Origin of the sequence: Exiguobacterium aurantiacum DSM 6208 (assembly GCF_000702585.1) — a bacterium.
Taxonomy (GTDB): Bacteria; Bacillota; Bacilli; order Exiguobacteriales; family Exiguobacteriaceae; genus Exiguobacterium; species Exiguobacterium aurantiacum.
Map to the genome: position 1 here is coordinate 359,885 of NZ_JNIQ01000001.1, position 16,328 is coordinate 376,212.

Below are 16,328 nucleotides of genomic sequence, written 5' to 3' on the forward strand. Positions count from 1 at the left end.
TACATGAATCTAATCCTACAATAGCATTAGTGCAAGCGTTTGCAAATAGAGACGGCACAAAAAAATGCAGTCCGTAGACTACATTTTCGTGACAGTCGCAACTTGTTCACAGAACGACGCGATGAGGCGTGACAGCCGCTCACGGTCGTGGTCCATCGTCGCCACGTGATAGGAGCGTTCGAGCACGTCTCGCCGCTTTGGCGCCCGAATCTGGTCATGCAACCACATCGAATCTTCCGGTGGAACGACGTTGTCGACCGCAGAGTGGATGACGTATGTCGGGACCGACACGCGCGACACGTGCGGGCGGACCTCATCGATTAAAGCGAGCAGCTGTCGAATCGCCGATGTCGGCACTTTGTCGTAGACGATTTCATATACTCCTTCCGCCAAAATGTCAGGTTCGTCCTCGTCGATAAATCGACAAATCCCGTCCGCGGCGTGGCAGGCATAACCCGGTACCGACAACGCGGCGTTAATCGTGACGATGGCGTCGACGTGACCTGCGAGCGCGGCCTTCAGTGCGAGCGTTCCACCCATCGATTGTCCGACGATGATCACGTGACGACATCGTTCCCGTAGAAGACGTACCCCATCGATGACCGTCTCGTACCAATCGTCCCGCGTCGACCGTCTAAATTCCTCTGGGTCGGTGCCGTGTCCGGTGAGACGCGGTGCGTACACCGTAAATCCATTTCCCATCAAGTCGAGGGCGACATCATGTACACTTTGGGGTGTCCCGTTAAATCCATGACATAACAGGATACCGGTCTCGTTTCCTTCATAATAAAATGCGCCAGCTCCCGGGATGACCGGGTAAGTTGTAGTCGTCATTCATGCCCTCCTTTTTAATCCTCAGTTCACCGATACATTTAATTTGTATTAGAGAATTGTAAGAGTTGCATTTGATTCCGTCAACACTATTCGACAAACTAAAAACCGATTTACCTTTGTCATCAAAATGTAATATGAACTTCGCGTTAAGAGGATTGAGTTCTGACGTCTGCTTGGTTATGTTTAACATGTAGTTAAAAAGTTGGTAAATGATAGCGAAATACACCAAACCATCCAGGAGTGTAAACGCATCGGCGATTCGCCAAGTTGATTAATTTGACACTCCCACGATTGAAACCGTGGGATTCTGAAGTGCTTGTGCGAGCGCAGTCCATTTCTGTTTTGCTCAAGCCTTCAGATGAGGGTGTGCCATCACCCCTCCTGAGACAGACCATATAGGTTCTCAGGCTGATGGACTGTTACCATCCACCACAGGTCGTTGCAGGTGTGTCCACCTGATGTTTTAGCGTCTTTTACGTGACGACAGGCATCGTTTTACCGGTCACATGTTTTCGTGACCGAACCGGATACGATTCTCAAGGTGCGATGGACACGGGCGTTTTAGAGACTTGTACTTGTCTATGGAATATATATACCCGAATGTCGGATGTTCTTCACATCCGAACTCACTTTCATCCCATGCCTAAAGGCGGGCTATGCCCGGTATCGGCTTTCCCGTTCGTAAAATCTGTAAGCGCTATCATTTTATTGTGTGTTTTTATGGAGGGGGCTAACCGACTCAACGAGCGACGACAACGAAGTGGGACATCGTATCGGACATCTTACATAAGTCAAAGGGAGACGAAAAAACATGGGGAATCATCCTAAACGTTCATTCAAAAAAATGACAGGGCTAGCTTTGTCGGCAGGGCTCATCGCGAGCAGCTTGACGCCGATCGCGGCCAACGTTCAAGCAGAAGGACTTAACGCGACAGACTTATTCATCTCGGAGTACGTGGAGGGCTCGAGCAACAACAAAGCCATCGAACTGTTCAACGGAACGAGCTCGGTCATCAACCTTGCGGACTACAAGCTCGAACTGTATACGAACGGAAGTGCGACCGTCGGCACGACATTGAACTTAACGGGGACGTTGCAACCAGGGGCGACGTACGTCATTGTCAACGGAAGCGCGAGCGATGCCCTTAAAGCGAAGGCGAATGTCACGAGCGGCGTGACAAACTTCAATGGTGACGATGCACTCGTCTTGAAGAAAGGGTCGACCGTCCTCGACGTGTTCGGGCAAGTCGGTTTCCGTCCTTCACCGAAGTGGGGTACAACGGTTTCATCTGTCGATCAGACGCTCGTCCGTAAAGACACGGTCACGACTGGCGACACGAACGGTAGCGACGCGTTCGAACCAGCCGACGAGTGGAACGGCCTTCCAATCGACACGTTCACGAACCTCGGGTCGCACACGTTCCAAGGCGTCGTATACGGTGACGGCGGGACAATTGAAGAGCCTCCGGCACCAGCGACACCGATTTCAATCTCAGATGCCCGGACAAAAGCTGATGGCGCGACAGTGACGGTCAAAGGCGTGGTCACAGCGAAGCTAGCGAACACGATTTCCATCCAAGACGAGACAGGCGGTCTCTCGATTCGCCCGACGTCTCTCGCGGTCAACGTAGGTGATGAAATTGTCGTCACGGGCGCGCTCGGTTCGTACCGTGAACTTCTTCAATTGAACAACGCCGTCGTCGTCTCGAAGCAAACGACGACCGTACCGGCCCCGCAAGTGTTGACCGGCGAGCAGATCAATGAAGACGTCGAGTCTGAACTCGTCACCGTCAAGAACGTGACGCTCTCTGGAAGCGGGCAAAACTTGACGGCGACAGACGGCACAAAAGAGTTCGTTGTCCGTGATGAGCGTGGCATCCTCGACCTCCAGACGGACGTCAACTATTCATCAATCACTGGAATCGTTCAGCAGTTCGACAATACGTATCAAATCATTCCGCGCAGCGCTGCCGACACAGTGATCGACAATTCGGTCCTGCGTCCAGCCATCGCGACACCAGGTGCGGGCACGTTCATCGGGCCACAAGACGTGACGCTTGCGACGACGACGGCCGATGCGGAGATTTACTATACGCTTGACGGCTCGGACCCGAAAGTAAACGGCACGCGCTACACGGCACCGATTCGCATCGAATCATCGAAGACGTTGAAGACGGCCGTCAAATCGAACGATACGTTCAGCGCCGTGACGACATACGACTATAAGATCACGGACAAGATTCGCATCCACAACATTCAAGGCGCAAGCCATACGTCACCGATGAACGGACAGACGGTCGAAGGCGTCGAAGGCATCGTCACGTACTCGTTCGTCTCAAACGGTACGACGTACTACTACATCCAAACGCCAGACATGGAAGCAGACCAGGACCCACGTACGTCTGAAGCCATCGTCTTGTACGGCGGACGATCGATTCCTGGCATTCAAGTCGGCGACCTCGTCAGCGTGAAAGGTCTCGTCAGTGAATATGCGATCGAGGGCTACAGCGATCGCCAGCAAACAGACATGAAGATGACGCAAATCGACACACGTAACGGAAAAGTCGACGTCTTGAAGAGCGGCGTGAAACTCCCGACGCCGGTCAAGATTGACGAGTCGAACTTGCCGACCGAGTTCATCGACAGCGATGCGCTCGCCATCTTCAACCCGGACAAAGATGCGATCGACTTCTGGGAGAGCCTTGAAGGGATGCGTGTCGAGACAGGGAACCTCAAATCGGTCGCTCCGCAACAGTACGGTGACCTCGTGACCGTACTCGAGAGCGCACCGACAGAGACGTTCAACGGCGGGATTCTATTGAAGAAAGATGACGCTAACGCCGAGCGGATCCAGTTCCGTCTCGAACCGAACGTCGAAGCGCGTGAGTTCGACGTCGCGACAGGTGACTTGTTCAACGGACCAATCGTCGGTGTCGTCGGTTACTCGTTCGGCAACTATAAGATTCAAGTCGGTCTCGACGAGATGAAGTCTGCCTTCGTCAAAGGTGATGCCAAACGTGAGACGACGTTCATCCAAGCAGAAGAAGATAAGTTGACGATCGCCTCGTACAACCTCGAGAACTTCTCGAACAACGTGAAAGAGACGTCGGACGATAAGGCGCTCAAGCTCGCGAAAGCGTTCGTCGAAGAGTTGAACAGCCCGGACATTATCGGTGTGACCGAAGTCCAAGACAACAATGGACAAAGCACAGGAGACGCGGCGGCTGACCAAAGCTACCAGCGTTTGATCGACAACATCGTCGCCGTCGGCGGCAAGACGTACAAATACGTCAACATCGATCCCGAAAACAACAAGGATGGCGGCGCACCGAACGCCAACATCCGTGTCGGCTTCTTGTATGACCAAGAGCGTGTCTCGCTCACAGAAGGCGCGCCAGAAGGTGACGCGACGACGGCTGTCGGTTACGAGAATGGGAAGTTGACCCACAACCCGGGCCGGATCGACCCGCTCAACCCGGCGTTCAACAGTTCGCGTAAACCGCTCGCGGCCCAGTTCGATTTCCAAGGCGAGAACGTCATCGTCATCGCCAACCATTGGAACTCGAAAGGCGGCGACACAGGCTTCTTCGGTTCGCAGCAACCGGTCGTGCTCGGCAGTGAAGTCCAACGTAAGAAAATCGCCCAAATCGTCCACGACTTCGTGGCGGACGTGAAAGCTGACAACCCGGATGCGAACGTCGTCGCTCTCGGTGACTTCAACGATTTCGAGTTCTCAGACGCCATGCAAATCTTCAAAGGTGACTTGATGACGAACATGGTCGAGAAAGTGCCGGCCGTCGACCGTTACTCGTACATCTACCAAGGCAACTCGCAAGTGCTCGACCACATCCTCGTGTCGAACCGTCTCGCCGCTTCGACTGAGATTGACATGATTCACGTCAACGCCGACTTCACAGAGATGTCGGGCCGCGCGAGTGACCACGATCCGGTACTCGTTCAAATTGACCTCAAGCCTGAGCCAGAAACGCCAGAAGTCGAGTTGAAACGTTACACGGTCGAGAACCACCCGGCCGCCCGTCTCGTCCTTCAAGACGACTACATCGGTGTGACGATCGGCAAAGGGACGAACTTCAAGAACGGCATCTTCGTCCGTGGCGTCCACACGGAATTGACAGGTGACCCACTCAAGAACATCGTCGTGCAAGTGAAGCCAAAAGAAGCCGGTGCCATCATCGACTTCAAAGGCGCGACCGTCAAAGAAGTGATCGTCGACGGGACGAACCTCGCTGAGATTCGCGGCGCAGAGAACGTCAAGCGCATCACGTATACGAAAGGTGCTTCCGCTAAAACAGTCGTTATCACAAAATGACGCATTTGACCGCAGACGAGCTCGTCTGCGGTTTTTTGTGTTTTTCTTTTTGAAATTCGGGGATTAAAAAGGAGATGTGAACGAAGTGGAGGCAGACAAGATGGAGATGCACAACGGTGAACTGTATTGGCCGAAGACAGAATCAGAACAGGTCGTCCTCGCGCGACCTCAAAAAAAAGAACGCTATGACGTACTCGTGATCGGGGCCGGCATGTCCGGCACATTGACCGCGTACACGCTCCATCAAGATGGTGTCGATTTCGCCGTCCTCGACAAAGGAAAAGTCGGGGCCGGGAGCACGGCCGCGAACACCGGGCTCATCCAATACTCGAACGACATCATGTTACATGAGCTCGCCGCACAAATCGGTGAGGCCGACGCCGTCCGGTTTTATAAACTTTGCGCGGAGGCGGTCGATTCACTCGACGAGGTGGCCGAGACGGTCGGTGCGAAAGACGTCTACATCCGACGGGACAGTCTCTGTTTCGCCAGCTGTGACGAAGATGTCACTAAATTGAGACGTGAATATGAGATGCTAACGAAACATGGTTTCGCGGCCGAATGGCTCGACCGCGACGAATTGAAGGCGCGTTTCCCGTTCGACAAGCCGGCCGCCCTCGTCACGAAAGGCGACGCTGAAGTGAACCCGCTCACGCTCAGTCGTCAAGTCGTCCGTCACTTGTCACAGGCGAACGTCCCGATTTTCGAAGAGACCGACGTCACAGATGTCGTATCGGATGGGAACGGTTGGCTCGTCGTGACGCCAGAGGCCACGTTCAAAGCGAACCATGTCATCTTCGCGACAGGGTATGGGACTTCTCCTCTGCTCGACTCCCATCGGCTCGAGCTGAACCGCTCGTACGCCATCGCCACGAATCCGGTCGATGATTTCCGTTCCTGGGACGGCCGCGCCCTCATTTGGGAGACGAAACGGCCGTACTTGTACGTGCGGACGACCACCGACGGACGCATCATCGCCGGAGGACTCGACGAGGAGAAGCCGGAGACCCCGCACAGCGAAGCGCTCATTCAAAAACGGGCCGAGCGCATCCGCCAAGCGGTCGAGGAGCTGTTCCCGATGTACGAATTGACAGTTGAATACGCTTGGGTGGCATTGTTCGGGGAATCGGTCGATCAGTTGCCGTTCATCGGGGAGCATCCCGATCGACCGCACCTCTATTATTTGCTCGGTTACGGAGGCAACGGCACCGTGTATAGTATGCTCGGATCTAAAATGTTGAGTGACGCCGTGCGCGGTGTCGAGAATGAAGATGCACGCATCGTCCGACTCGACCGGGTACGTCAATCAGACACGACCTTCCCCTGACGCTCAGGGGATCTTTTTATACATAGGCAAGGAGTGAACGACATGACAATCAATCGAAATCAAAAACCACGCTGGGTATATCGCTTACGGAGAGGGCTGCTCTTCCTCCCGGCCATCGCTTTCGCCATTTACGCCTGGCCGAGCGAACCCGCATCAGAACAGACTGAGACGGTCCAAACGTCTGAAGCGACGAACGATGTGGCGTATACCATTAAAGAACGTCGGGCCGTAGAAGAAAATGATTCGCTCCGTTACGAGTACGACGTCGTCGTCCACGGCCAACCGGACGTCGAGGCGTTGCAGGCGATCAGCCATGATGTCATCGACGAGGTCACAGCGCGTGACACGTTTCAAGCCGCATTGATCCAGTTCTATGATCATGAGGCGTATATCGGAACGGATTCACCGCTCGGTCAAGCCGTCTTCGGTCCCGGAGGGGATTGGGGACTTGCCGGCACGGTAGAACCCGGGGATTACGACGAGATGTCGTTCGGATGGCAACTGCGTGAGAAGGAATGGGATACGCAATTGTCCGAGGACGAGGTACGTGTCTGGCGGGCCTGGAACGACGTCTATGAAGAGAAAGATTCGGACCATCCCGACATTCGATCGCGTGTGACCCGTACCATTTCGACGAAGTATGGGCTCGAACCGGAAGACGTGCAGCATATCGTCTTGAAACAAAACGTCTGGGCTTCGTTGTGACGCCCTCGTTGTGACGCCCTTTCATATGACATGCAGGACTTTCCTTCCCTTTCGGCTAACTGTAAAGGGAAGGTTTTTTGTGCACCGCTCACGCAGAAAGGACGACATCTATGAAAAGACACTTGTTCGTATGGATCGCTCTGTTTTTCATCGGTTCGACTCTCACTCCGGCCACCACCGTAGCCGTCACGAACGCTCCTTATCAACTGAACGTTCGCACCGGTGCTGTCCTTTACCAATTCGTCGGCAAGACGCTCACTCCAAAGACGACGCTCAAAAGCGCCAAGACGTTCCATGCCGTCACGACGTCCGGCAGCTATTACCGTGTGCTAGACAGCAAGACGACGTGGTACGTCCGTAAACAAGACGGAACGCTTCAAGCGACGAACCTGTCCCGCTCGATCCTTTCAGCAAATTCATACGCGCGACTGACCCACGAGTATATGCGTACGCTTCCACGTGGCCACACCCCCTACACCTATGATGAGCTTAAGCCGTCGACCGCGGTCATCCGGGCCGATGCCGCACTGAAAGGGAGTTGGTATATCCCCTCCCCTCCTTACGAATTGCGTGTCCCGAATATCGATACATACCGATTCGACACATCGATTCCGAACGTCGACTCGAACTCGTTCAAGTTCCAAATTCATTACTTCACGACACTAAACCAGTTGACCCAAGCGTATACGGTAAACGGGCGGGACGATTATCTCCGTTATGGGAAACGAATCATCTTAAGTTGGACGAAACAATATCCGGTCGAGGACTATAAACGCCACCCGTGGCCGTATCACGACCACGGGACCGCCATTCGGACGTTTCACCTGCTCAACTTTTGGAACGTCTATCGGACATCGCGCGTGAACGATGACCCCGCCTTCTCCCAACTGTTTGCCAAGACGTTATATGAGCATGCGACACTACTATCGACCCCTAGCTTTTACAAGCCGAACAACAATCACGGTATCTTTCAAGACATGGCGTTGACCGCGGTCGCCGAGACGCATCCATCGTTCGACCGCTCTGCCGCTTGGCGTCCCCTCGCCACGACACGGCTCACGAAACAACTGAACCATAGTTTGAGCACCGACGGGGTTCATCTCGAACACTCGCCGTTCTATCAAATCTATATGTATGATACGCTCAGCCGCTTCAACGATTGGGCGGCGGCCAACCGTTTCACGTTATCGAACCGGATGCGGGACGTCAGGGACATGCCGAACGCACTGACATACATGCTTAAACCGAACGGCACGCTGCCGATGTTTGGGGACACCCCGTCTCTCGTCCATCGGCCAGAGGCCATCCCCCACATCGAGCGGTATCCTCATCTTCGCTACGCGATGAGCGGCGGGACGCTCGGGACGGCTCCGCCGACACGTGTCGGGAGACTATCGGATCAATACGCATTTTTCCGTCAACATTGGGGAGGACGTGCCGGTAAGTTCCAAGACGCGGTCCATGTCATGATGACGGCAGGCTATCATAGCAACGTCCACAAACATGCCGATGACTTGTCGCTCGACGTATCCGGTTACGGACGTGACTTTATCGTCGAGAGCGGTCGTTACGCCTATACGAACCGTCCCGAACGCCAAAGCATCCTGCACGCGGCCGCCCACAATACGCTCCATGTATCCGGCAAGAGCTTCAACTTGACGCCGAGTAACTTGGGTCGGAGCAGCATCACGTCGGTCGGTGCCGCCTCGACACAGTGGACGGCTTCCGGGACGAGTCATTTGATTGGAAACGGCATGGCCCACACGCGGCGCCTTGCCTACGACCGCGACGGCACGATTCTCGTCTATGATCGAATCACGAGTCCGGTCACCGCCTCGTTCGTCCAACGCTTCCATCTCGGTGTCGGGCTGAACCGGGTCGAGAGCGGCAGGCGTTACGCCTTCTTCAAAGATGCGGCAGGACGCTCACTCCATGTGTTGCAGCTTGAAGTGGGCGCCACACCGAAACTGGCAATCGGCTCGAGCTACGTCTCGTATCACGATTATGACTGGCAACGCCGTAACCAAGTCGCGACGACGAAGACGCTGTCGATGCTCCGTTAACTTTCCCCTCTTTTCCAAAAGAGGGTTTTTTCTCGTTCGGTTAGGGAAAACTCGGTAAGTAGGCCAAATCGTGGCTTACGACGTGTGTGCATACTTAAAGGGGAGGCAACAACATGGGGAACAAAAAAGAAGAGCAGTTGAAACAACATACGATTGATAACGAACAACGAGCAGGACTGACGACGAATCAAGGCTTGAAGATGGCCGAGGATGAGTTCTCGCTCAAAGCCGGGCGACGTGGACCGACGCTGATTGAGGATTTCCATTTCCGCGAGAAGATGACGCACTTCGACCACGAGCGAATCCCAGAGCGGATCGTGCACGCACGCGGCGTCGGGGCGCACGGGGAGTTCCAAGTGTATGAGCCGCTCGCCGAATATACGAAAGCCGACTTCTTGAACGATCCGTCGAAAGTGACACCGGTGTTCGTCCGCTTCTCGACGGTGCAAGGTTCGCGTGGGTCGGGAGACACCGTACGCGACGTCCGTGGATTCGCGACCAAATTCTATACCGATGAAGGCAACTATGACCTCGTCGGGAACAACATGCCGGTCTTCTTCATCCAAGACGCCATCAAATTCCCGGACCTCGTCCACGCCGTCAAACCGGAGCCGCACACGGAAGTGCCGCAAGGCGGCAGCGCCCACGATACGTTCTGGGATTTCGTCGGCCAAAACCATGAGACGGCTCACCACGTGATGTGGGCGATGAGCGACCGGGGCATCCCGCGCAGCCTGCGTATGATGGAAGGATTCGGCGTGCACACGTTCCGGCTCGTCAACAAGGAAGGGAAGGCGCATTTCGTCAAGTTCCACTGGAAACCGAAGCTCGGCGTCCATTCGCTAGTATGGGATGAGGCACAAAAAGCACTCGGCAAGAACGCTGACTTCCATCGTGTCGACTTGTATGAAGCCATCGATAAAGGTGACTATCCGGAATGGGAACTCGGGCTGCAAGTCATCGCGGAAGAAGATGAGTTCAAGTTCGACTTCGACATCCTCGATCCGACGAAACTGTGGCCAGAGGAAGACGTACCGGTCAAACTCGTCGGCAAGATGATGCTCAACCGAAACGTCGACAACTTCTTCGCTGAGACGGAACAAGTCGCGTTCCACCCTGGCCACCTCGTGCCGGGAATCGATTTCTCGAACGACCCGCTCCTCCAAGGGCGTCTGTTCTCGTACACGGATACCCAGTTGTCACGTCTCGGAGGACCGAACTTCCATCAACTCCCGATCAACAAGCCGGTCTGCCCGTTCCACAACAACCAGCGCGACGGGATGCATCAAATGGCCGTCCACAAAGGCCAGACGAGCTACCATAAAAATGCGCTCAACAACAATCAGCCGGAACCTGTCCCAGCCGACCAAGGCGGATTTGAGCACTATCAAGAGAAAGTTGACGGGCATAAGATTCGTGGACGCAGCGACAGCTTCCTCGACTTTTACTCACAGGCGAAAATGTTCTACAACAGCATGACCGACGTCGAGAAACAGCACATCCAAGACGCCTACAGCTTCGAGCTCGGCAAATGTGACTCGGACATGGTGAAAGAGAACGCCGTCGACTTGTTGAACCGAATCGATCGTTCGCTCGCCTCGGTCGTCGCCGACAACTTAGGTGTCGAGCTACCGGCCGAGAACAATGAAGTCGTCTCGGACAAGGCGTCTCCGGCTCTCAGCATGGCCGACACCGTCATGAAACCAGACACGAAGAGCGTGGCCGTGCTCTTAGCGGGCGACGTCGATGCCGCTCAAGTGAAGGCTTGGGTACAAGAACTTGCCGACAAGAAAGTGAACTACAGTCTCGTCGGCAAGAAAGCGTACACGCTCGGCGACATGAAAGTGAAAGAGACGTACGACACGGTCGACTCGAGCCTGTTCGACGCCGCTTTCCTCGTCAGTGCCACGACCACGGTCGAAGATGACGTCCTCGAGTTTATCGAGAACACGTACAAGCACTTCAAGCCGCTCGCGTTGCATCTGCATCACGACGAAGCGCTCGCGAAATGCCGCGTGAAGACGGACCAACCCGGGGTGTTCACATTCCCGGAACACAGTCTCGACGGATTCGATACGTTTATCGACGGGATTGCCAAAGGCCGATTCTGGGATCGGGCGTAAATGTGAACGATGTAAGGACTCGACCCGTTCAATCGGGCGAGTCCTTTTTGAGTTACCTTTCCTTTTTCCATAGCGCCGCGTTATACTTGGTGGGGTATATATCAATCTGGGAGGAATCACTTCATGAGACATATGTCATACGTAGACGACCCGGATCAACAGCGGCGTTTGTATAAGCGGACGCTCCTCGTCGTCGTGCTCTCGCAAATTTTTGGGGGCGCCGGCCTTGCCGCCGGCATCACCGTCGGGGCGTTGCTCGCCCGTGACTTGCTCGGCACCGACGCTTACGCCGGGGTCCCGACGGCACTCTTTACGCTCGGTTCTGCCGCGGCAGCCTTTTTGATCGGTCTCATGTCACAGCGTGTCGGTCGCCGATTCGGTCTCGCCACCGGTTTTATGACGGGGGCGCTCGGTGCCTTCGGCGTCATCCTCGCTGCCACGCTTGAAAGTGTGCCGTTGCTGTTCGCCGCGCTTCTCATCTATGGGGCCGGGACGGCGACGAATCTCCAAGCGCGATATGCCGGAACGGATTTAGCGAATGCGACCGAGCGCGCGACAGCCGTCAGTATCGCCATGGTGTCGACGACGTTCGGGGCCGTAGCCGGACCGAACTTAGTGGAACCGATGGGACGTGTCGCGGACAGCATCGGACTGCCCACGCTCACGGGACCATTTTTATTGGCAGGGGTCGCTTATTTCGTGGCCGGACTCATCCTGCTCATCTTTTTACATCCAGACCCGCTCCTCGTCGCCCGAGCAATCGAATCGAAACGGAAAGCCTCGATTGATGCGGCACAACCTCAATCGGAAGACGTACATAACCGAAGCGGCGTCTATGTCGGAGCGTTCGTCATGGTACTCAGCCAAATCGTCATGGTCGCCATCATGACGATGACCCCCGTCCATATGCGACATCACGGTCATGAACTGAGTGCGGTCGGTCTCGTCATCGGTTTTCATATCGGCGCGATGTACTTGCCGTCGCTCGTGACCGGTGTGCTCGTCGATAAAGTCGGCCGCGAAATCATGGCCATCGCTTCCGGCGTGACGTTGTTCTTCGCAGGGATTGTCGCCGCCTTCGCCCCTGCCGACTCACTCTTGTTGCTAATTGTCGGTCTCGTCTTGCTCGGCATCGGTTGGAATTTCGGCTTGATCAGCGGGACCGCCATCTTGGTCGACGCGACGACGCCTGAGACTCGAGCGAAGACGCAAGGGTCGGTCGATGTGTGGATTGCCTTGTCGGGCGCATCGGGCGGCATGTTGTCCGGGGTCATCGCATCCCAGTCGAGCTATTTGACGCTGTCCCTCCTCGGCGGGATTGTGTCGCTCGTCCTCGTCCCACTCGTTCTTTGGTATCGCCGCCAATCGATTTGACGATGAACCGATTCGCTCACGTGAATCGGTTTTTTATGCATAATGCGTCGCCTCTGACAAGCTCCTCTCAATTTGCTATACTCCTTTAGTTATGTTTACTAACTATTCGGATTCGAACAAATAAGGAGGCGTCATCGCCGATGCAATTGACCGCACAAAAATTATGGACGAAAGACTTCCTCATCATCTCGCTCGTCAACTTCTTCTTGACGCTCATCTTCTTTTTGCTCATGGTCACGATTGGGGTCCATGCTGTGTCGACATACGGGGCGACGACAAGCGAGGCCGGTCTCGTCACCGGTATTTTCATCATCGGGACGCTCGTCGGCCGTCTCTTCATCGGCCGACTCATCGATTCGATCGGCCGACGCAAAACGTTACTGATCGGTCTCACGTTTTTCACCGCGACGATTTTACTTTATTTCGTCGACCTCGGAGTCAGCTTCCTGTTGTTTACCCGTTTCGTGCACGGGCTCGGGATGGGACTATCGAGCACGGCGACCGGAACGATCGTCGCCCAAGTCATCCCGGCCTCGAGAAAAGGAGAAGGCATCGGCTATTACAGCATGAGTTCGACACTCGCGACGGCCATCGGTCCGTTCGTCGGTCTGCTCATGAGTCAGTACACGAGCTTCTCGGTGATCTTTCTCAGCTGTCTCGTCATCGGTGCCGTCAGTCTCGTGAGCGCTTTGTTCGTCAACGTGCCGGAAGCACACAATCCGTCCGTCATCCGCGGATTCTCGCTGAACGCCTTCGTTGAACCGAAGGCGCTCCCGATCGCGCTCATCGTCGCCGTTGCCGCGCTCAGTTTCTCGAGCGTGTTGTCCTATATTAACTTTTACGCGACTGAACTCGACCTCGTCGAAGCGGCAAGTGTCTTCTTCCTCGTCTACTCGATCTCGGTCCTCATCTCCCGTCCGATCACGGGACGGCTCATGGATGCACGCGGCGCGAACATCGTCATGTATCCAGCCATCGCCGTCTTCGCCGTCGGTTTGCTCGTGTTGAGCCAAACGACGACCGCTGTCGGTTTATTAGTCGCCGGTGCGCTGATCGGACTAGGTTTCGGTAATATTCAATCTGGGACACAAGCGATCGCCGTCAAGGCGGCGTCTCCGGCACGGATGGGGATGGCGACCTCGACGTTCTTCATCGCGCTCGACGCCGGGCTCGGTTTTGGTCCTTATTTCATCGGGCTCATCATTCCGTTGACCGGCTTCTCGACACTTTATCTCGGACTCGCATGCGTCGTGGCATTCTTGATTTTCTTATATTACGTCATGAACGGGCGCCAGGAACGGGCTCAATTGCGACGGGCAGCATGACAGGACTTTCCAAAGTCCTGTCTTTTTTTGAATGTTCACACATTTAGATTCAGGTTACGGTAATATAAAAATGACGTGTCAAAACGCTTTGGATTGAAATGAGGGACATTATGCACGCTGACCAGACGATTTATAAACATTATGCCGCCTTGCTCCGAACGTTCGATAAAATTTCAGATTACGTGTTCTTCATGGAAGTCGACGGTCCGACGTATCGGTACGCCTTCGTCAACGAACCAGGGCAACGCGCCATCGGTTGGAAAGAAGACGACCTCGGGAAAAGCATCGAGGATTTGGTCCCGCCCGAGACGGCGCTGTTGATTAGACGACATTACGACGAAGCGGTCCGTGATCGAAAGAGTGTCGTCTTTGAGGACTATCGTCTCGCCGATTCGTTCTTTACGGATACGCTCGAAGCGACAGACGTCCTTTCGCTGCCGCTTCATTACTTCGAGTCGGAAGTGACGCCCGTCTTTGAGGGAGATACGTGCACCCACGTCATTTCCGTCGTCCGGGAAGTGACGGAACGAAAACGCCGAGAGCTCGAACTGACCATCTTATATGACCAACACGAATCACTTCGACGATACTCCCCGCACGGGATTTTCGTCCTCGACCATCAGTTTCGCATCAAGTCGCTCAACCCGGCCGTGACGACCATCACCGGTTATGCCGAGGCCGATTTGATTGACCATTCATTCATCGACTGTGTCGACCCGTCCGAACGTGATACCGTTCAAGCCGGGCTTGAGCACGCCATGGCAGGATCACCGCACAAGTATAAGATTCGGGGACACCGACGGTCGGGGACGCCACTCGACCTGGCGATCCTGAATATCCCGATCGAGGTCGGTGGTCACATCAACGGGCTGTTCGCCATCATCATCGACCAAACACCCGAGAAAAATGCGGAACGAGCGACTCAAGAGAGTGAACGACGTTACCGTCAATTGATCGAGACGATTCCTGAAGGGATCATCGTCCATCGGGAAGGGGAAATCGTGTACGCCAATACGTTAGCGCTCGAGACGATCGGTGAATCCACGATCACAGGCATGTCCATCTTCACGTTCATTGCGCCGGAGTATCATGAGGCGGCTGCCGAGCGACTCGCCTCGATGCGTCTTGATGACGCGGTACATGAGATGGAACTCGTCGTCACGTCCCGCGATGGACGAAGTTTTCGTATGGACGTCGCCAGCCTCGTCATCGACTACGAAGGGACAGCTGCCATCTTGAGCGTCCTTCGCGACGTCACGGAGAAACGGGACATTGAACAAGCGCTCCGTCAGAGCGAGATGCGCTACCGGTTGATCACCGAGAATATGAGCGACCTCGTCTGTATGCTCGAGTCGGACGGAACGGTCCGTTATGCGAGTCCGTCCCACCTCCACGTGCTCGGCTATCCCCCATCGTTCTACGAAGGGAAGAATACGCTGGACTTCATCCATCCTCGCGACGTCGAACTGACACGCCTACAACTCCACGCGTCAGCGCATGGGAGCGAGCCGCTCACGCTCGAATTTCGTCACGCCCATGACGACGGTCGTTGGATTTGGCTCGAGACGAAGATTCAAGCGATTTATAGCGAGGATGGCAAATTGCTTCACTATTTGACGGTCACCCGGGAGATCATGCAGCGCAAGGTCGTGGAGAAGCAGTTACGCCACTTGGCTTACCACGATACGTTGACGGACTTGCCGAACCGCCGTTACTTCCTCGCTTATCTCGAGGAGTCCCTCGCACGGATCGAAGAGGAGACAGAGGCGCTCGCGATCCTTTCGCTCGATCTCGACCGTTTCAAACAAATCAATGACACCCTCGGCCATGATGTCGGCGATGAACTGTTGCGCCAATTCGCTTCTCGCCTGAAAACCGCCCTCCGCAAGCAAGACGTCGTCGCGCGTTTTGGGGGAGACGAGTTCGCCGTGTTGATTCGCTATAACGATCATGTCGCACCGCACCGGGTTGCTGAAAAGCTACTGACTTCACTCAAGCAGCCTTGGCGCATCGAGGGGCATACATTCGTGACGACGTCGAGCATCGGGATCGCCTGTTGCGATATGGGGGTGACCCCGAAACAATTATTGAAACAAGCTGATCTCGCCTTGTACGAGGCCAAATCGAACGGCAGAAACCGCTATACGTTGTTCCAAGACCGCCTATGAGCGGTCTTTTCACGTGAAACATTTAAGTTATCGACTGAAACACGAACATTAAATCTTTATTAAGGTTAAATATAAAGAA

Annotated in this window: 9 protein-coding genes; 8 read left to right on the plus strand and 1 reads right to left on the minus strand. The window is 54.9% G+C overall.

Annotated features, from left to right (window positions below; all coding sequences use genetic code 11):
• Positions 1–78: 78 nt before the first annotated feature.
• Positions 79–834 (minus strand): alpha/beta hydrolase, encoded by a 756-nt coding sequence (locus tag P398_RS0102045; RefSeq protein ID WP_029333931.1) that lies wholly within the window; start codon positions 832–834, stop codon positions 79–81.
• Positions 835–1,678: 844 nt separating this feature from the next.
• On the opposite strand from P398_RS0102045, the gene P398_RS0102050 reads away from it, so the two are divergent.
• The 8 genes from P398_RS0102050 to P398_RS0102085 all read left to right on the plus strand — a co-directional run bounded on the left by P398_RS0102050 (position 1,679) and on the right by P398_RS0102085 (position 16,249).
• Positions 1,679–5,164 carry a chitobiase/beta-hexosaminidase C-terminal domain-containing protein gene (locus P398_RS0102050; RefSeq protein ID WP_235263293.1) on the plus strand — a complete coding sequence of 1,162 codons (3,486 nt, stop codon included), beginning with the start codon at positions 1,679–1,681 and terminating at the stop codon, positions 5,162–5,164.
• Positions 5,165–5,264: 100 nt separating this feature from the next.
• Entirely contained in the window at positions 5,265–6,491 is a 1,227-nt protein-coding gene (locus tag P398_RS0102055; RefSeq protein WP_029333933.1) for an NAD(P)/FAD-dependent oxidoreductase, read from the plus strand.
• 42 nt (positions 6,492–6,533) lie between these two features.
• Entirely contained in the window at positions 6,534–7,196 is a 663-nt protein-coding gene (locus P398_RS0102060; RefSeq protein WP_029333934.1) for a hypothetical protein, read from the plus strand.
• Positions 7,197–7,318: 122 nt separating this feature from the next.
• Entirely contained in the window at positions 7,319–9,259 is a 1,941-nt protein-coding gene (locus P398_RS0102065) for a heparinase II/III family protein (protein WP_160151241.1), read from the plus strand.
• A gap of 113 nt (positions 9,260–9,372) precedes the next feature.
• A complete protein-coding gene (locus P398_RS0102070; protein ID WP_024371009.1) occupies positions 9,373–11,382 on the plus strand; it encodes a catalase in 2,010 nt (669 codons plus the stop codon).
• Between the two features lie 123 nt (positions 11,383–11,505).
• Complete coding sequence (locus P398_RS0102075) at positions 11,506–12,756, plus strand: MFS transporter (RefSeq protein ID WP_024371010.1); 1,251 nt, start codon at positions 11,506–11,508, stop codon at positions 12,754–12,756.
• 140 nt (positions 12,757–12,896) lie between these two features.
• Positions 12,897–14,081, plus strand: coding sequence for an MFS transporter (locus tag P398_RS0102080; protein WP_029333936.1), 1,185 nt, complete (start codon positions 12,897–12,899; stop codon positions 14,079–14,081).
• Between the two features lie 110 nt (positions 14,082–14,191).
• The gene (locus P398_RS0102085) at positions 14,192–16,249 is read left to right on the plus strand and encodes a PAS domain S-box protein (RefSeq protein ID WP_029333937.1); all 2,058 of its coding nucleotides are present in this window, start codon (positions 14,192–14,194) and stop codon (positions 16,247–16,249) included.
• Positions 16,250–16,328: the final 79 nt, after the last annotated feature.